At 71.3% G+C, this 16,775-nt stretch carries 18 protein-coding genes; 8 read left to right on the top strand and 10 right to left on the bottom strand.

Features of this window, described 5'->3' with window-relative positions:
• Nucleotides 1-1,005, top strand: a complete 1,005-nt coding sequence (locus STRCI_RS11120) for a glycoside hydrolase family 113 (protein WP_269658724.1) — start codon at nt 1-3, stop codon at nt 1,003-1,005.
• On the opposite strand, the gene STRCI_RS11115 is transcribed toward STRCI_RS11120, so the two are convergent.
• Both STRCI_RS11115 and STRCI_RS11110 read right to left on the bottom strand, forming a co-directional pair.
• On the bottom strand, nt 1,002-1,907 hold the full coding sequence (locus STRCI_RS11115) for a chitosanase (RefSeq protein WP_269658723.1): 906 nt from the start codon (nt 1,905-1,907) through the stop codon (nt 1,002-1,004). The genes STRCI_RS11120 and STRCI_RS11115 overlap by 4 nt on opposite strands.
• Entirely contained in the window at nt 1,904-2,815 is a 912-nt protein-coding gene (locus STRCI_RS11110; RefSeq protein ID WP_269658722.1) for a rhomboid family intramembrane serine protease, read from the bottom strand. Before STRCI_RS11110 ends, STRCI_RS11115 begins: the two co-directional genes overlap by 4 nt.
• A gap of 164 nt (nt 2,816-2,979) precedes the next feature.
• On the opposite strand from STRCI_RS11110, the gene STRCI_RS11105 reads away from it, so the two are divergent.
• Complete coding sequence (locus tag STRCI_RS11105; protein ID WP_269658721.1) at nt 2,980-3,708, top strand: vWA domain-containing protein; 729 nt, start codon at nt 2,980-2,982, stop codon at nt 3,706-3,708.
• Nucleotides 3,709-3,796: 88 nt separating this feature from the next.
• On the top strand, nt 3,797-5,452 hold the full coding sequence (gene qcrB / locus STRCI_RS11100; protein WP_269658720.1) for a cytochrome bc1 complex cytochrome b subunit: 1,656 nt from the start codon (nt 3,797-3,799) through the stop codon (nt 5,450-5,452).
• Here qcrB and STRCI_RS11095 read toward each other — a convergent pair.
• The gene (locus tag STRCI_RS11095; protein ID WP_269658719.1) at nt 5,427-6,356 is read right to left on the bottom strand and encodes an acyl-CoA dehydrogenase family protein; all 930 of its coding nucleotides are present in this window, start codon (nt 6,354-6,356) and stop codon (nt 5,427-5,429) included. The genes qcrB and STRCI_RS11095 overlap by 26 nt on opposite strands.
• Entirely contained in the window at nt 6,356-7,495 is a 1,140-nt protein-coding gene (locus STRCI_RS11090) for an acyl-CoA dehydrogenase family protein (RefSeq protein ID WP_269658718.1), read from the bottom strand. Before STRCI_RS11090 ends, STRCI_RS11095 begins: the two co-directional genes overlap by 1 nt.
• 49 nt (nt 7,496-7,544) lie before the next feature.
• Here STRCI_RS11090 and STRCI_RS11085 point away from each other — a divergent pair, with 49 nt between their 5' ends.
• The 3 genes from STRCI_RS11085 to STRCI_RS11075 are packed head-to-tail and all read left to right on the top strand — an operon-like array spanning nt 7,545 to nt 10,138.
• Entirely contained in the window at nt 7,545-8,327 is a 783-nt protein-coding gene (locus STRCI_RS11085; RefSeq protein WP_269658717.1) for an SDR family oxidoreductase, read from the top strand.
• 15 nt (nt 8,328-8,342) lie between these two features.
• Nucleotides 8,343-8,954 carry a TetR/AcrR family transcriptional regulator gene (locus STRCI_RS11080; RefSeq protein WP_269658716.1) on the top strand — a complete coding sequence of 204 codons (612 nt, stop codon included), beginning with the start codon at nt 8,343-8,345 and terminating at the stop codon, nt 8,952-8,954.
• A 26-nt stretch (nt 8,955-8,980) separates the two neighbouring features.
• Nucleotides 8,981-10,138 carry an acetyl-CoA C-acetyltransferase gene (locus STRCI_RS11075; protein WP_269658715.1) on the top strand — a complete coding sequence of 386 codons (1,158 nt, stop codon included), beginning with the start codon at nt 8,981-8,983 and terminating at the stop codon, nt 10,136-10,138.
• Nucleotides 10,139-10,166: 28 nt separating this feature from the next.
• Here the strand turns inward: STRCI_RS11075 and STRCI_RS11070 are convergent, their stop codons facing one another.
• The 5 genes from STRCI_RS11070 to STRCI_RS11050 are packed head-to-tail and all read right to left on the bottom strand — an operon-like array spanning nt 10,167 to nt 14,139.
• Complete coding sequence (locus STRCI_RS11070; RefSeq protein WP_269658714.1) at nt 10,167-10,811, bottom strand: SIMPL domain-containing protein; 645 nt, start codon at nt 10,809-10,811, stop codon at nt 10,167-10,169.
• The gene (locus STRCI_RS11065) at nt 10,808-11,872 is read right to left on the bottom strand and encodes an NAD(P)H-dependent flavin oxidoreductase (RefSeq protein WP_269658713.1); all 1,065 of its coding nucleotides are present in this window, start codon (nt 11,870-11,872) and stop codon (nt 10,808-10,810) included. Before STRCI_RS11065 ends, STRCI_RS11070 begins: the two co-directional genes overlap by 4 nt.
• Nucleotides 11,872-12,588 (bottom strand): CoA-transferase subunit beta, encoded by a 717-nt coding sequence (locus STRCI_RS11060; RefSeq protein WP_269658712.1) that lies wholly within the window; start codon nt 12,586-12,588, stop codon nt 11,872-11,874. Before STRCI_RS11060 ends, STRCI_RS11065 begins: the two co-directional genes overlap by 1 nt.
• On the bottom strand, nt 12,585-13,394 hold the full coding sequence (locus tag STRCI_RS11055) for a CoA transferase subunit A (protein WP_269658711.1): 810 nt from the start codon (nt 13,392-13,394) through the stop codon (nt 12,585-12,587). Before STRCI_RS11055 ends, STRCI_RS11060 begins: the two co-directional genes overlap by 4 nt.
• Before the next feature lies 1 nt (nt 13,395).
• Nucleotides 13,396-14,139, bottom strand: a complete 744-nt coding sequence (locus tag STRCI_RS11050) for an enoyl-CoA hydratase family protein (protein ID WP_269658710.1) — start codon at nt 14,137-14,139, stop codon at nt 13,396-13,398.
• Between the two features lie 53 nt (nt 14,140-14,192).
• Here STRCI_RS11050 and STRCI_RS11045 point away from each other — a divergent pair, with 53 nt between their 5' ends.
• Together STRCI_RS11045 and STRCI_RS11040 are read left to right on the top strand one after the other, a co-directional pair.
• A complete protein-coding gene (locus STRCI_RS11045; protein ID WP_269658709.1) occupies nt 14,193-14,945 on the top strand; it encodes an SDR family oxidoreductase in 753 nt (250 codons plus the stop codon).
• 1 nt (nt 14,946) lies between these two features.
• A complete protein-coding gene (locus STRCI_RS11040; protein ID WP_269658708.1) occupies nt 14,947-15,852 on the top strand; it encodes an SDR family oxidoreductase in 906 nt (301 codons plus the stop codon).
• Nucleotides 15,853-15,856: 4 nt separating this feature from the next.
• On the opposite strand, the gene STRCI_RS11035 is transcribed toward STRCI_RS11040, so the two are convergent.
• Entirely contained in the window at nt 15,857-16,738 is an 882-nt protein-coding gene (locus STRCI_RS11035; protein WP_269658707.1) for a hypothetical protein, read from the bottom strand.
• Between the last annotated feature and the right edge of the window lie 37 nt (nt 16,739-16,775).

Raw genomic sequence — 16,775 nt, 5'->3', positions numbered from 1 at the left:
GTGAGGGGGAGGACCGCCACCGTACTGGTGGCGGTCCTCCTCGCCGTGTCGGGCTGCCGGTCCGAGCCCGTGGAGGCGCCCGTGATCCGGGGCATCACCCTGCCCTCCTGGTACCGCAGCGACTACGACAGCCGCGCCGCCGACCGCTATCTGCGGGACATCAGGGCCACCGGCGCGGACTGGGTCACCTTCACCCCGACCTGGTACCAGAAGCGCCGGGGCGACTCGGTGATCCGGCGCACCGAGGAGACGGCGGGCGACGCGGGGCTCCGGCGCATCGTCCGACGGGCGCACGCGCACGGTCTGAAGGTGATGATCAAGCCGCATGTCGACCTGCCCGGCGACATCGACCGCGCCGAGATCCGCCCCCGCGACCGCGCCGCCTGGTTCATCTCCTACCGCCGCTTCATCACCCACTACGCCGACCTCGCCGCGGCCACCGGCACCGAACAGTTCGCCGTCGGCACCGAACTCGCGGGCGTCTCCGCCGACCGAGCCGCCTGGACCGGGATCATCACGACGATCCGCGACCGCTACGACGGCACCCTCACCTACGCCGCCAACTACGACGAGTACCGCCGGGTCGCCTTCTGGAGCGAGCTGGACCTGATCGGCATCGACGCCTACTGGCCCCTCGCGGACCGCCCCACCCACTCGGCGGAACGACTCCGCAAGGCATGGCAGCCGATCAGCGACCGCCTCGCCGCGTACTCCCGCGAGCAGAACCGCCGCATCCTGTTCACCGAGGCGGGCTACGTGAGCCAGCGCGGGACGACGACAGCCCCGTACGACTGGACGGTCAGCGACCGCCCCGACCCCGCCGAACAGGCGGCCGCCTACCGAGCGTTGCTGGACACCTTCACCGGCCGCCCCTGGTGGGCCGGCGTCCACTGGTGGATGTGGGACGACTGGCCGGACAGCGCCGAGACCCCGGCGAGGCTGGCCTACACGCCGCACGGGAAGCCGGCGGAGAAGGTGCTGAGGCAGAGATGGGCTGCTGATTAGGGAATCCGGTACGGCTCCCCGTACATCCGCCAGCTCAGCGGTGTGCTCAGCGACAGGTTCCCGTTGTACAGCCACTCCCGCTGAGCCGTCCTGACCCGGCTCGTGTCCGCCGTCGCCTTCTTCCGCTTCATCGCCTGCTCGCGGATGTCGAGGAAGATGTCGAGGTACGCCTTCTCCGAGCCGCCCCGGGACGGCAGCTTCGCCTCGTGCAGGGCGCGTTCGCGCAGGCCGTAGAAGCCGTTCGGGCTCGGGTCGGGGCCGTGCAGCACCATGGCGTCGTAGTAGACGAACTGCCCCAGCGTGCCCAGTCCGTCGAGCTTGGCGAGCCGGACCGCGGGGTTGAAGTACACCTCGTCCCGCTCCTGGTCCTGCGCCTCACGGAAGGCGGGCTTCTTGGCCTCGGCCTTCCAGGCGGCCGGGAACCCGGGATCGAGCCCCTCATGCGAATCCGTGCCGTCGACCTCGCGCAGGGCGGGCAGATACCGGGCCAGACCGTTGTCCGCGTGAGCCTCGGTGTACCGCTCGACCAGGTCGAGCAGGTCATGCGTACCGGTGCAGAAACCGATCGCGCCCGCCGTGTACCCGCAGCCGTCGCCGTTGTCCTCGACGCTGCCGTAGCCCAGGCGCCAGTTCAGACTGGAGAACTCGGCCGTGGCCGTGATCTGGAGGGCCAGCTCCTTCTTGGCGGGGTCGGCGAGCCCCGGCGGCAGGCTCGCGATCATCTTCTCGTCCGCGGCGCGCTCGGACTCGGCCCGCTCCTTGGCCTCCTCGCGGGCCAGCTGGGCGGCCGAGACGGGCGGCGCCTGCGGGCTCTGCGCGGAGTCGGTGGGCATCAGGAAGTACGCCCCCGCCGTCAGCACGACGGGCGCGATCGCGAAGGCCAGGATTCCGGTACGTCTCACTTGAGCCCTCCGACCCGCGCCGCCGCCACGATCAGCAGTACCGCCAGGACGGCCAACCCGACCGCCGCCTGGATCAGGGCCCGGCGCGGCCCGCGCGGCACATAGGCGTACGCCACCGCCAGCGCCCCGCCGGTCAGCAGCCCGCCCAGGTGGCCCTGCCAGGAGGTCAGCCCCGCGGAGAGCAGCAGCCACAGCAGCAGGAAGCCCATGAACCGGTTGACGCCCCGCATGTCGGCGCCGATCCGGCGGGCCACGACGTAGTACGCGGCGCCGAGGCCGAAGATCGCGCCGGACGCGCCCAGAGAGGCCGCACCGGGATCGTCCAGCAGCAGCGCGAAGACCGAGCCGCCGAGCGCCGAGAGCAGGTACAGCGCGAGATAGCGGGACCGGCCCAGCATCGGCTCCACGGCCCGGCCGAGCGTCCACAGCGAGAACATGTTCATCACGACATGCAGCAGCCCGAACGTGCCCTCGGTCGGCTCCAAGTGCAGAAACGCGCTGGTGATCAGCCGCTCCCACTCCCCGGCGACCAGCCCCTCGGCCTCGAAACCGGCCGGGAGGGGCGACTGGTAGACGTACTGGACGCCGTCCGGCCCCACCATCGCCGCCGGGATCATGGAGAACCGGTCCACGATCGACGGCCGCACCACCTCCGCCAGATACGCCAGCACGTTCAGCGCGATCAGGGCGTACGTCACCACCGGCGTGCGCGAGATCCGGCCGCCGACGACCGTGCGCGCCTGCCGCACCGACTTCGCGCCCTCCCGTACGCACTCCACGCACTGGTGGCCCACGGAGGCCTCGCGCATGCAGTCCGGGCAGATGAAGCGCTCGCAGCGGGTGCAGCGGACGTAGCACTCCACCGCGGGATGGCGATAGCAGGTCGTGACGGCGGACTCGGGTTCCACGCCGGCTCCTCGAAGAACGTGCGGATGGTCGGTGAGCCGGTGGGGACGGCGGTGAGCAGGATACGGCGGCGAACAAAATAACGAACACCTGTGGATGCCGGGAGAGGCGGGTCAAGTGTGACGTAATCTCGGCAGCCAGTCGATCGAGCCCAGGGGGGAACCGGATGGCGGCCATCAGTCTGCGCAAGGTGGAGGAGACCGCGCCCGCGCTGGTCAGCCTGTACAAGAGCGCCGGGGTGTCGCTCACCCAGCACGGGCTGGACGGGCTGCGGGCCGCGGTCTACCTGGTGATCGACTACTCCGGTTCGATGAAGCCGTACTACAAGGACGGCAGTGTGCAGGCGCTCGCCGACCGGGTGCTCGGGCTGTCCGCGCATCTCGACGACGACGGCCGGGTGCCGGTGGTGTTCTTCTCCACCGACGTGGACGCCGAGACCGACATCGCCCTCGCCGATCACCAGGGGCGGATCGAGCGGATCGTGGCCGGGCTCGGGCACATGGGCAAGACCAGCTACCACCTCGCCATGGACGCCGTCATCGACCACTACCTCGACAGCGGCTCCCGGGAGCCCGCCCTGGTGATCTTCCAGACCGACGGCGGCCCGATCAACAAGCTCGCGGCCGAGCGGTATCTGTGCAAGGCGGCCCGGCTGCCGCTGTTCTGGCAGTTCATCGGCTTCGGGGACCCGTCCAGCAAGCAGTTCGACTATCTGCGCAAGCTGGACGAGCTGTCCGTGCCGGCCAAGCGGTGCGTCGACAACGCCGGCTTCTTCCACGCCGGGCAGGACCCGCGCAAGGTCTCCGACGCCGAGCTGTACGACCGCCTGGTGGCCGAGTTCCCGAAGTGGCTGGTGGCGGCGCGGGCGCAGGGGATCATCCCGCCGCGCGACTGAACCGCCGCTCACTCGCCTGCGCCGACCTGTGGCCTGGCGGTGACCGCCGTGCCACCCTGAGTGAGATCCGACGGGGAGGCGACGGCGTATGGACGGCGCACGATCGGTGGAGGCGGCGGCGCGGTCCGTCCGCTCCCGTAGGGAGGCTCCCGGCAAGGGCGAGAAGCTGGCCGACTGGGCCGACGGGCGGCTCGGGATCTACACGCTGGCCAAGGCCAACATGCGCAAGCTCTTCCCGGACCACCCGTCCTTCCTGCTGGGCGAGATCGCCCTGTACAGCTTCATCGTCCTGATCGTCACCGGCGTCTGGCTCACCCTGTTCTTCGAGCCGAGCGGCGTCGAGGTCGTCTACAACGGCTCCTACGAGCCCCTCAACGGCGTGATCATGACCAGGGCCTACGAGTCCACACTCGACATCAGCTTCGACGTCCGCGGCGGGCTGCTGATCCGGCAGATCCACCACTGGGCGGCGGTGGTCTTCGTCGCCGGCATGTTCGTGCACATGATGCGGGTCTTCTTCACCGGCGCGTTCCGCAAGCCGCGCGAGCTCAACTGGGTGTTCGGCTGGACGCTGCTGATGCTCGCCATCATCACCGGCCTGACCGGTTACTCGCTCCCTGACGACCTGCTGTCCGGCACCGGCGTGCGCTTCGCGCAGGGCGCGATCCTGTCCGTCCCGGTCGTCGGCACGTATCTGTCGTTCTTCCTTTTCGGCGGGGAGTTCCCGGGCCACGACATCATTTCGAGGTTCTTCCCGATCCACGTCCTGCTGCTGCCAGGGATCATGCTGGGCCTGGTCGTCGCCCATCTGACGCTGGTCTTCTACCACAAGCACACGCAGTATCCGGGGCCCGGCAGGAACAACAAGTCGGTGGTCGGCATGCCCTTCCTGCCGGTCTACATGGCCAAGGCGGGCGGCTTCTTCTTCCTCGTGTTCGGTGTGCTGACCATCATGGGCGGCATCGCCAGCATCAACCCCGTGTGGGCCTTCGGGCCGTATCGCCCGGACCTGGTGACCACGGGTGCGCAACCCGACTGGTATCTGGGCTTCTCCGAGGGACTGATCCGGGTGATGCCGGGATGGGAGATCAACGCCTGGGGCCACACGCTGGCGCTGGGCGTGTTCATCCCCTTCTCGCTCTTCCCGCTGATCCTGCTCGCCCTCGGGGTGTATCCCTTCATCGAGGCGTGGGTCACCGGCGACAAGCGCGAGCATCACATCCTGGACCGGCCGCGCAACGCACCCGTGCGCACCGCACTCGGCGTGGCCTGGCTCAGCCTGTACACGGTGCTGCTGATCGGCGGCGGCAACGACATCGTGGCCACCCATCTGCACCTGTCCATCAACGACATCACGTGGTTCGTGCGGATCGCCGCGTTCGTGGTGCCGGTGCTCGCGTTCTTCGTCACCAACCGGATCTGTCTCGGCCTCCAGCGCCGCGACCGGAACAAGGTGCTGCACGGCAGGGAGACGGGCACCATCAAACGGCTGCCGGACGGCGAGTTCATCGAGGTCCACGAACCCATCACGCAGATGGAGCTGTTCACCCTCACCCAGCATGAGCAGAACCCGCCCTACGAGATCGGCCCGGTGGTCGACGCGGGCGGTGTGCGGCGCCGGGTGAAGCGCTCCGAGCGGCTGCGGGCCTGGCTGGCCCGAGCCATGTTCGGGCCCGACACACAGATCCCGAAGCCGACGGCCGAGGAGTACCGGGAGCTCACCAGCGGCGATCGCCACCACTGAGCACGGCGGCCCGGCACTCCCGTGGGCCGCCCCAAGCGGTGTGCAGGGCCCGGGCCTTGGTCAGCCACAGGGAGAGATCGCACTCCGCCGTGTAACCCATCGCGCCGTGCAGTTGGAGCGCGGTGCGAGCGGTGGCGTACGCCGCCTCACAGGCCGCGAGTTTGGCGGCGGCGAGGTCGGCGGGGGCGAGCGTGAGCGCGGCGCCCAGGACGAGCGGGCGGGCGAATTCCAGGGCGATCTTCGCGTCGGCCAGCCGGTGCTTGACTGCTTGGAACGAGCCTATGGGAGCGCCGAATTGGGTGCGCTGCTTGACGTGGGTGATGGTCTTGTCGAGCAGGGTGAGGCCGACGCCGAGGGCCTGCGCCGCAGTAGTGAGACGGGCCAGGGCGAGGGCCTGCTCGGTGGGCGGGGCCGTGGTGAGGAGTTCGCCCTTCTCCAGGGTGGTGAGGCGGCGGGCGGGGTCGAGGGACGGGCGGACCGGGCCGTGTCCGGGGGAGCGGAACAGGCCTTCGGGGGTGAGGACGAGGCGGAGATCGGCCGCGTCTCCGTCCAGGGCGTACGGGCTGCCGCAGGCCACCGTCGCCATACCGGACACGGTCATTCCGCACTCGGCGAGCAGGACGGCCGCCGTGACGGTCTCGACCAGCGGGCCGGGTACGGCGTACCGGCCCAACTCGACGAAGGCCAGGGCGAGTTCGACGGGCCGCAGCCCATACCCCCCGTACTTCTCCGGTACGGCGAGACCGAACACCCCGGCCTCCTCGATACGGCCCCACAGCGCGCGCCCGCGCGCATGCTCGCCCCGGCTCCACTCCCGGACGACCGCCGGGGTGTCCGCGGAGCCGAGCATCGCGTCCAGGGAGGAGACGAACGCCCGCTGTTCGGCGTCGGGCAGGAGGCGCATCAGCGGCGTCCTTTCGGCAGGCCCAGCAGCCGTTCGGCGATGATGTCCCGCTGGATCTCGTTCGTCCCGGCATAGATCGGGCCCGCGAGGGAGAAGACATACCGCTCGGCCCACTCGGTGTCCGCCAACTCCCCCTCCTCGCCGAGGAGATCGAGCGCCGTCTCGTGCAGCGCGATGTCGTACTCCGACCAGAAGACCTTGTTCATGCTGGACTCGGGGCCGATCCGCTCGCCGTCCAGGAAGCGGGAGGCGGTGGCGAAGGTGAACAGCTGGTAGGCGCGGGCGCCGATCAGGGCGTCCGCGACCCGGTCACGCGCCGACGCAGGGCCCCCCTTGGCCCGCCACAGCCCGGCCAGCCGGTCGGCGGCGGCCAGGAAGCGGCCCGGGGAGCGCAGCGTCAGACCGCGTTCGTTGCCCGCCGTGGACATCGCGATCCGCCAGCCCTGCCCCGGCTCGCCGATCACGTCCTCGTCCGGTACGAACACCTCGTCCAGGAACAGCTCGGCGAAGGCCGGTCTGCCGTCCAGGCGGCGGATCGGGCGGACCGTGACACCGGGGGCGCGCAGGTCGAACATCAGGTAGGTCAGGCCCTGATGGGGCTTCTCCGCTGCCGGGTCGCTGCGGAACAGGCCGAAGGCGCGGTCCGCGAAGGCGGCGCGTGAGGACCACGTCTTCTGCCCGGACAGCAGCCAGCCGCCCTCCGCGCGGGTGGCCCGCGACCGCAGCGACGCCAGGTCCGAACCCGCCTCCGGCTCCGACCACGCCTGCGCCCACACCACCTCGCCGCGGGCCATCGGCGGCAGCACCCGGGCCCGCTGCCCGGCCGTACCGAAGTCGAACAGCGTCGGTGCGAGCAACTGGATGCCGTTCTGGCTCACCCGGCCCGGCGCGCCCGCCGCGTAGTACTCCTCCTCGAACAGCAGCCACTGCACCAGCGAGGCGCCCCGGCCGCCGTACTCCGTCGGCCAGTTGACCACCGACCAGCGGTCCGCGGCCAGCTCGGCCTCCCAGGCGCGGTGCGCCGCGAAGCCCTCCTCGGTCTCCAGAGACGGCAGCGGCTCGGCGGGCACATGGGCGCGCAGCCAGGCGCGGGCCTCGGTGCGCAGTGCCGTCTCGTCCTCGGTGAACGTCAGATCCATCGGCCGCCGCTCCTTCCCTAACAAGTGTTTGGTAGGTTAGCGTGCCCCTATGACAGGCGTCGAGAGCCCGGACTGCCCGCCAGGGCACGGGCTGCTGAAGGGCCGTACCGCCGTCATCACGGCGGCCGCGGGCGCGGGCATCGGCGGGGCCACCGCGCGCCGCTTCCTGGAGGAGGGCGCCCGCGTACTGATCAGCGACGCGCACACCCGGCGCCTGAAGGAGTACGAGGCCGAACTGGGCCGGGAGTTCCCGGGAGCCGTGACGGCCACGCCCTGTGACGTCACCGACGAGGCCCAGGTGACCGCCCTCTTCGACACGGCCGTGCGGCAACACGGCCGGCTCGACGTCGTCGTCAACAACGCCGGGCTCGGCGGGACTTCCGCCCTCGTCGACATGACCGACGAACAGTGGTCGAGGGTGCTGGACGTGACGCTGAACGGCACCTTCCGGTGCACCCGGGCGGCTCTGCGGCGGATGCGGGAGAGCGGCGGGGTGATCGTGAACAACGCGTCCGTGCTGGGCTGGCGGGCGCAGGCCGGGCAGGCGCACTACGCCGCCGCGAAAGCCGGCGTCATGGCCCTCACCAGGTGCGCCGCGCTGGAGGCCGCCGAGTACGGCGTCCGTGTCAACGCCGTGGCCCCGAGCCTCGCCATGCACCCGCACCTGGTCAAGGTGACCTCACCCGAACTGCTCGCGGAACTCACCGCGCGGGAGGCCTTCGGGCGGTACGCGGAGCCCTGGGAGGTGGCCAACGTGATCGTGTTCCTGGCCTCCGGATACTCCTCGTACCTGACCGGCGAGGTCGTCTCCGTCAGCGGACAGCACCCGTAGGACGAGAATGGAACCGTGCCGACCAAGAAGAAGCCCCAGGTGACGGCCGCGCCCGCGCGCCGCCGCGAACTCCTCGACATCGCCGCCGAGGTCTTCGCCGAGCAGGGCTACAACGCCACCACCGTACGCAAGATCGCGGACCACGCGGGCATGCTCGCGGGCAGCCTCTACTACCACTTCGACTCCAAGGAATCGATGCTGGAGGAGATCCTGAGCACCTTCCTCGACGAGCTGTGGGACGGCTACGACACTGTCCTGGGCGCCGAGCTGGGGCCGCGGGAGACCCTCGAAGCGCTGGTCACCGAGTCGTTCCGGGAGATCGACCGGCACCGCGCCGCCGTCGCGATCTACCAGAAGGAGAGCAAGCAGCTGGTGGCACAGGAGCGGTTCGCGTTCCTCGCCGAGTCCCAGCTGCGGTTCGAGAAGGCGTGGCTGTCCACGCTGGAGCGCGGCGTCGCGGACCGGGTCTTCCGGGCCGACCTCGACGTCCGGCTCACCTACCGGTTCGTGCGGGACACGGTGTGGGTCGCCGCGTCCTGGTACCGGCCCGGCGGACACCACAGCCCCGAGGAGATCGCCCGGCAGTACCTGTCGATGGTGCTGGACGGGATCGCCGTACGCACCTAAACCACCGTTCCCGCAGGGGAGTTGCCATGACCGAGGCCTACATCGTCGAAGCGGTCCGTACGCCCGTGGGGCGGCGCGGGGGAGGGCTCGGCCAGGCGCATCCGGCCGACCTCGGCGCCCATGTGCTGCGGGAGCTGATGGCGCGCACCGGCGTCGACCCGGTGGCCGTCGAGGACGTGGTCTTCGGCTGCCTGGACGCCGTGGGACCGCAGGCCGGGGACATCGCGCGGACCTGCTGGCTGGCGGCCGGACTGCCCGAGGAGGTGCCCGGGGTGACCGTCGACCGGCAGTGCGGATCCTCCCAGCAGGCCGTGCACTTCGCCGCGCAGGGTGTGCTCTCCGGCACCCAGGACCTGGTCGTGGCCGGCGGCGTGCAGAACATGTCGATGATCCCGATCGCCTTCGCCACCCGGCAGGCCGCCGAGCCGCTCGGGCTGACCCAGGGGCCCTTCGCGGGCAGCGAGGGCTGGCGGGCGCGGTACGGCAACAAGCCGGTGAACCAGTTCGCCGGCGCCGAGATGATCGCCGCGAAGTGGGGCATCACCCGGCGCGACCAGGAGGAGTTCGCGTTGCGCTCCCACGAGCGGGCGGTGCGCGCGATCGACGAGGGGCGCTTCGACCGGGAACTGGTGGCCTACGGCGACGTCCTGGCCGACGAGGGCCCGCGCCGGGACACCTCGCTGGAGAAGATGGCCGCGCTGAACCCAATCGTCGACGGCGGTACCGTCACCGCCGCCTGCTCCTCCCAGGTCTCCGACGGCGCGGCGGCCATGCTGCTCGCCTCCGCGCGGGCGGTGCGCGAGCACGGGCTGACACCCCGCGCGCGCGTGCACCACCTCTCGGTGCGCGGCGAGGACCCCATCCGGATGCTCACCGCGCCCATACCGGCCACCGCGCACGCCCTGAAGAAGACCGGCCTGTCGATCGACGACATCGACCTCGTGGAGATCAACGAGGCGTTCGCGCCGGTCGTCCTGGCCTGGCTGAAGGAGACCGGCGCGAACCCCGACAAGGTCAACGTCAACGGCGGCGCCATCGCCCTCGGCCACCCCCTGGGCGCCACCGGCGTACGCCTGATGACGACCCTCCTGCACGAACTGGAGCGCACCGGCGGCCGGTTCGGGCTCCAGACCATGTGCGAGGGCGGGGGACAGGCCAATGTGACGATCATCGAGCGGGTGTGAGGTCAGCCGTCGGCCCGCCGGGAGGGCGTCAGCGGCCCAGCGAGAAGCCCAGCACCACCCCGGCGGCCACCTGCACCATCCCCGGCGCGAGGTCATTGGCCGAGGCACCGCCGCCACCGCCACCGTGCCCACGGTACTGACGGAACTCGTACGACTCCGCGTCCACGTCCTGGATGTGCACCACGGGCCCCAGATGCACGCCCGCCGCGTCCGCGTACACCTCGGCCTTGCGGCGGGCGGCGGTCACCGCCCTGCGGCGCGCCTCGTCCCGCAGGGCCGGCTTGTCGTGCACGTCGAACTCGACGCTGTCGATGCTGCGCGCACCGGCCTCCACCACGTCGACCATGAGCTGCTGGAGGTCGTCCAGCGCCTCGGTCTCGATGACGTACTGGGCCTGGCAGTAGTAGCCGAGGAACTTCCGGGTGCCATTGGCATGGCCGTACTCCGAGTTGAGCCGCAGCCGCGAACCCGACACCGAGGCATCCGGTATGCCGTGTCCGCGCAGCACCTCACGCAGCCGGGTCACCGCCGCGCCCGCCTCGTGGAACGCCGCCTCCGGGGCGGGCTCCAGCACCTCCACGCCGAGCTTCACCCGGACCAGCTGAGGCTCCGCCCGCACGTCGCCCGCACCAAAAACACTGAGCCCCCAGGGCTCCTTGATCGTCTCCGTCATGCGCGCATTGAAGCACCGCCCGCCGCCAGCGCGCCCAGGGTTTGCACGGCCTCGGCCATGATCCGGTCCACCAGCTCCGCGCACGAGGGCAGGTCGTCGATGACTCCGGCGACCTGTCCGGACGCCATCACCCCGAGATCCGTACGGCCGTCCACCATCGACGCCTTGAGCAGCATCGGAGTGTTCGCGGCGAGCAGGACCTGGCTCCAGGTCAGGTCCTTGCCGTGGCGCAGCGCCCGCCCGTCCTGGATCATCCGGCGCCAGGAGAGCCCCGACAGCCGCTGGAACCCCGCGGCCCGGCGTACGGCCCCGACCAGGGCTTTCGTACGGCCGGAGCGCTCCAGCGACTCGACCAGTTCCGTACGCAGCATGCGGTGCGGCAGACCGTCGACCGCCGTGGTCACGGTGACGTCCCGGACCGTCGCCGCCAGATAGCGCGCCTTCACGGCGTCCGGGACGGTGGAGTCCGAGGTCAGCAGGAAGCGGGTGCCCATGGCGACGCCCGCCGCCCCGTAGGCGAGCGCGGCGACCAGACCCCGCCCGTCGAAGAAGCCGCCCGCCGCGACGACGGGGATCCGCACCGCGTCCACCACCTGCGGCAGCAGCACGCTCGTCGCCACCTCCCCGGTGTGCCCGCCCCCCTCACCGCCCTGCACGATCACCGCGTCCGCGCCCCAGCCCGCGACCTTCTCGGCATGCCGCCGCGCGCCCACGGTCGGGATCACCACCACGCCCGCCTCCTTCAGCTCGGCGATCAGCCCGGGCGAGGGTGCGAGCGCGAAGGAGGCGACCCGCACACCCTCGTCGACGATGACCCGGACCCGGTCACCGGCGTCCGCCGCATCCGCGCGGAGATTGACCCCGAACGGCGCGTCCGTACGGGACTTGACCTCCCGGACCGCCTCCCGCAGCCGGTCCACGGTCATGGTGGCGGAGGCCAGGATGCCGAGGGCGCCCGCGTTCGCCGTGGCGGAGACCAGCCGGGGACCGGCCACCCAGCCCATCCCGGTCTGCACCAGCGGATGCCGCACCCCGGTCAGCCGGGTCAGCGCGGTCTCCATCAGTGGTCCACCTCCCGCGCGCGGGTGTTCTCCGGGTCGATCACCTCGCGGATCAGACGCAGTTCGGCGGGCGTCGGAGCACGCGTGTACGGCACCTCGTCCGGGACCGTCAGCGCGAAGCCGGTCGCCTCCCGGACCTCCTCGACACTCACCCCGGGATGCACCGAGGCCAGCCGCATCGAGTGGTCCGGCGTGGCGAAGTCGAAGACGCCGAGGTCGGAGACGACCCGCGGGAGGTGGTGGTAGCGGGCGCCGTCGGCATGGTCGTGGCCCACCCCGCACACCATGTCGACGCGGTGGACGAAGACCCGCCGGGAGTGCCGCGGGATCCAGTAACTGGTCGGGTTGTTCAGGGTGTTGACCGGCGCTCCCCGCACCCCGAGCAGCTGCCGCCGCGGCTGCGCCCAGTCCCCGACGCAGGCGATGTTCTGGTTGCCGAAGCGGTCGATCTGACTGGCGCCCATCATCACGTGCCGGCGCCCCCCGGTGACCAGGTCGAGGTGCCGGCGGTACGGCAGCCAGCCCTCGACCGTGCCGTCCGGGCCGACCAGCATCGCCTCGCCGTCGGTGAGCAGCAGGTCGGGGGAGAAGGTCAGCCGGGCGAGGCGGGCCCCGACGGACGGGATCAGGCCCATCGGGCTCGCCAGGATCTCCCCGGCCCCCCGCCACGCCTCGGCGCAGGCGATGACGCAGTGCTCGGCGCGGGTGGCGGTCATGCCGTCCTCCCGTCCTTGAGGTACCGCTCGGCGAACTGCGGCCAGGGCGTGGTCGCGTACTCCCGCTGTGCGGACTCGTCGCGGCCGTAGTCCGGGGCGCAGGAGGTGAAGTGGGCGCCGTTCGGGGCCTCGATCACACCGGTGACCGTGTGCCGTTGGATCAGCAGGGTCTGGGGCGCCGCCTCCTTCGTCAGCTCGGCGGTGTCCACGATCCGCTCGCAGGAGACATACGCGGTGTCGGCCGCCGCGCAGAACAGGTCGTCGAAGTACGGGTCCGGGCCCAGGTACTGGCCGTTGCCCCGCCGGTCGGCGCGGTTGACGTGCACCAGGGCCGCGTCCAGGCGCAGCGCGGGCATCGCGACGAAGGTCTCCTCGTCGTCGTACGGCGAAGTCACCGTGCGCAGGCCCGGGTTGACCCGCATGACGTCCGAGCCGAGTCCCGAGCGCACCGGGAGGAACGGCAGCCGGTGGGCGGCGGCGCGCAGGCCCCACAGGAACATCGCCTCGTCGTACTCCGTGAGCTGGAGGGTGCCCCGCTCGCGGGCCGCGCGGTAGTGCGGTTCGAGCGGGATGGAGTCCAGGGTGACGAAGGGGGCGACCAGTCGGCGGATCCGCCCGGCGGCGGCGAGCATGCCGACGTCGGGGCCGCCGCAGGAGACGACCGTGAGATCGGTGATCTCGGTGCGGAGCAGTGCTCTCACCAGGGCCATGGGCTTGCGGCGGGAGCCCCAGCCGCCGATGCCGAGGGTCATGCCGTCGGCCAGCCGGGAGACGGCCTCCTCGGCGGTCATCGTCTTGTCGGCCATGTCAGTCACCGTCCTGCCCGAACGTGCTCCGCACCCGGTCGCCGACCCCGCTCACGCTCGCCTCGTAGGTGAAGCCCTGCTCGAAGCGGTAGCCGCGGCGCACATCCACCGGATCGATGCCGTTGATGGCCGCCTTGGCGAGACGCAGCAGCTCCCCGTCCTTGGCGGCGATCTCCCGGGCCAACTCCAGTGCGGCCGCCTGGAGTTCCGCGCGCGCTACCACCCGCCACACCGATCCGTGCGCGTGCAGTTCGGCGGCGGTCGCGGTGCGGGAGGTGAAGTACAGGGCGCGCATCAGGTGCTGCGGCACCAGCCGGGCCAGATGCGTGGCCGCCCCCAGCGCGCCCCGGTCCAGCTCGGGCAGACCGAAGGTGGCGTCCTCGCTCGCCACGATCGCGTCGGCGTTCCCGACCAGACCGATGCCCCCGCCCAGACAGAACCCCTGCACCGCCGCGACCACGGGCACCTCGCAGTCGTACACGGCCGAGAAGGCCGCGAAACAGCCCCGGTTGGCCCCGAGCAGCGCACTCCTCCCGCGCCGCTGGAGCTCCTTGACGTCCACGCCCGCGTTGAACCCCCGGCCCGCGGCGGCCAGCACCACGCACCGCACTTCCGGGTCCTGCCCGGCCTTGCGCACGGCATCCGCGAGCGTGAACCAGCCGGACACCGGAAGGGCGTTGACGGGCGGGTGATCGACCGTCACGATCCGGATCCCCTTTTCCGGGGACGAGGTGGAGACACTCATGGGCGCATCAGCTACCTTCCACCTAACGTTTGTTAGGTGGAAGGTAGCAGCGGATGGAGCTGAACGGGAAGCTCGCCGTCGTCACCGGCGGCACGCGCGGCGTCGGCGCCGGCATCGCCCACGCCTTCGTGCGGGCGGGGGCGGAGGTGGTGGTGTGCGCGCGGAAGCCGCCGGAAGTCCCGCTGGAGGGAACGGAATTCAGACACCTTGACGTCCGGGACCCGGCCTCGGTGAGCTGCTTCGTCTCCGGCCTCCCCCGGCTGGACGTCCTGGTGAACAACGCGGGCGGCACCCCGTACCGGCTGCTCGCCGACGCGGACGCCGAGCGGCACGCCCGCGTGCTGGAGCTGAACCTGACGGCGCCCCTGACGGTCTCCCTCGCCGCGTACGGGCTGCTGCGGCGGGCCCGGGGAAGCGTGCTGATGATCGGCAGCGTGAGCGGCACCCGCCCCTCCCCGGGCTCCGCGGCCTACGGCGCGGCCAAGGCGGGCCTGGAGAGCCTCGCCCGCTCGATGGCGGTGGAGTGGGCGCCGGAGGTGCGCGTCAACACACTCGTGGTCGGCATGGTCCGCACCGAGCTCTCGCACCTGCACTACGGGGGCGAGCAGGGCGTGACAGCGGTGTCCCGGACGGTCCCGCTCGGCCGCCTCGCGGAACCGGCGGATGTGGGCGCGGCGGCGGTGTTCCTGGCCTCGGACGCGGCGGCCTATGTGAGCGGGGCGAGCCTTCAGGTGCACGGCGGCGGGGAGCGGCCCGCGTTCCTGGCCGCGGCGACGGCGAACAACGACTCGAAAGCGGGGAGTTGAGATGAGCGGAATCTGCGAGGGCCGGGTGGCCGTCGTCACCGGCGCGGGCCGCGGGCTCGGCCGCGCCCACGCGCTCGCCTTCGCGGCGGAGGGTGCCCGGGTGGTCGTGAACGACCTGGGCGTGGGCCTCGACGGGACGCCGGACGCCGACAGCCCGGCGGCGCGGGTCGCCGAGGAGATCCGCGCTGCGGGCGGCACGGCGGTGGCGCACGGCGGCGACATCGCGACGACCGAGGGCGCGGCCTCCCTGATCCGGACCGCCCTGGAGACGTACGGCCGCCTCGACACCCTCGTCAACAACGCCGGGTTCCTGCGGGACCGGATGCTGGTCAACCTCGCCGAGGAGGAGTGGGACGCCGTGGTGCGCGTCCACCTCAAGGGCCACTTCCTCCCCCTGAAGCATGCGGCGGCCCACTGGCGCACGGAGGCGAAGGCGGGCCGCACCCCGACGGCACGCATCGTCAACACCAGCAGCGGGGCGGGTCTGTTGGGCGCAGTGGGGCAGGGCAACTACAGCGCGGCGAAAGCGGCGATAGTGGCGTTGACCTTGGTGGCGGCCGCCGAACTCGCCCGCTACGGCGTTCAGGTCAACGCCATCGCCCCGGCGGCCCGCACCAGAATGACGGAACAGGCCTTCGCCGACACCATGGCGGCCCCCGAATCAGGCTTCGACGCGATGGCCCCGGAGAACGTGTCCCCGCTGGTCGTATGGCTGGGCTCGGGCGCGAGCACGGGAGTGACAGGCCGGGTCTTCGAGACGGAGGCCGGCCGCATCACGGTCATGGAGGGCTGGCGAAGAGGACCGACCGAGGACAAGGGCGCCCGCCGGACCCCGGAGGAGGCGGGGGAGACGGCACGGAAACTGCTGGGGGAGGCGGAGACGCCGTTGCCGGTGTACGGGGGGTAGGTGCTTACGTATCGCACTCAAGAACCGTCTTGCACAACCCGCACCGCGCCCGCACCCGCCCCTTCACCGGCACCCGAATCCGCTGCCGGCACGTAGGACACGGAAACGACACCCGCAGCCCCCCACCATCCGGACTGAACGCATACGGCACCCCCGGATCCGCCCCACCACCCCCCTGCCGCCGATCCCGCGCATACCGCCGCCGCCCCGCCCACCCCGCAGCGGTCAGCGGCGGCTGCTGCTCATCCTGCCGCGCGGCCGCCAGCCCCTTGCTGTACGCCGTGTACGCCTGCGCACTGGTGAACCACACCGACGGATCCTCACCGAAGACCAGCGCCCGCTTGGCCAGGACGTACCCGAACTCCTCCGGCGTCAGATACCCCAGCTTCTGTGACGACGCCCCGTCCTCCCGGTACGCGTCCAGCAGCAGCCACCCGGCACCCAGATACGTCGTCGCCGTGTCGGTGAGGATCTCGTTGTCCCGCGTGCCCGGGAACGACAGATCCAGCCGGTGCAGATACACATGCATGATCTCGTGCGCCAGCGCCGCGCCGATGTCCCGCCGATGCGTCCGGAACCGGTCGTTCAGCTCCACGAAGTACTCAGGCCCGGCGGCGAGTTCGACGTTCGCCGCATGGGTCATCTCGCGGAAGCTCACAATGATCCGCGCGTCCGGCAGCCGATAGTGCCGCACCAGTTCCCGGGCGACCCGCTGCGCCCCCAGATGGAGATCGTCGGTGTCGCAGAACGCCACATCCGCGGGGACCACACTGCTCGCGAACGTCTGGATCGTGTCGTACGACAAGCGCTTGTACAACGCGGTGATCGCCGCCCGCACCGTCTCCAGGTGTGGGTAGCCGTGCTGGACCGGTCCGCCGTTCGCCACGTCCGAACCCCCAAGACGCCTGAACCCGATTCCACTC

The sequence above is a fragment of the Streptomyces cinnabarinus genome (genome assembly GCF_027270315.1).
Taxonomy (GTDB): Bacteria; Actinomycetota; Actinomycetes; order Streptomycetales; family Streptomycetaceae; genus Streptomyces; species Streptomyces cinnabarinus.
The sequence above is the reverse complement of the archived record's forward strand: the minus strand, read 5'-3'. Positions and strand labels throughout refer to the sequence as shown.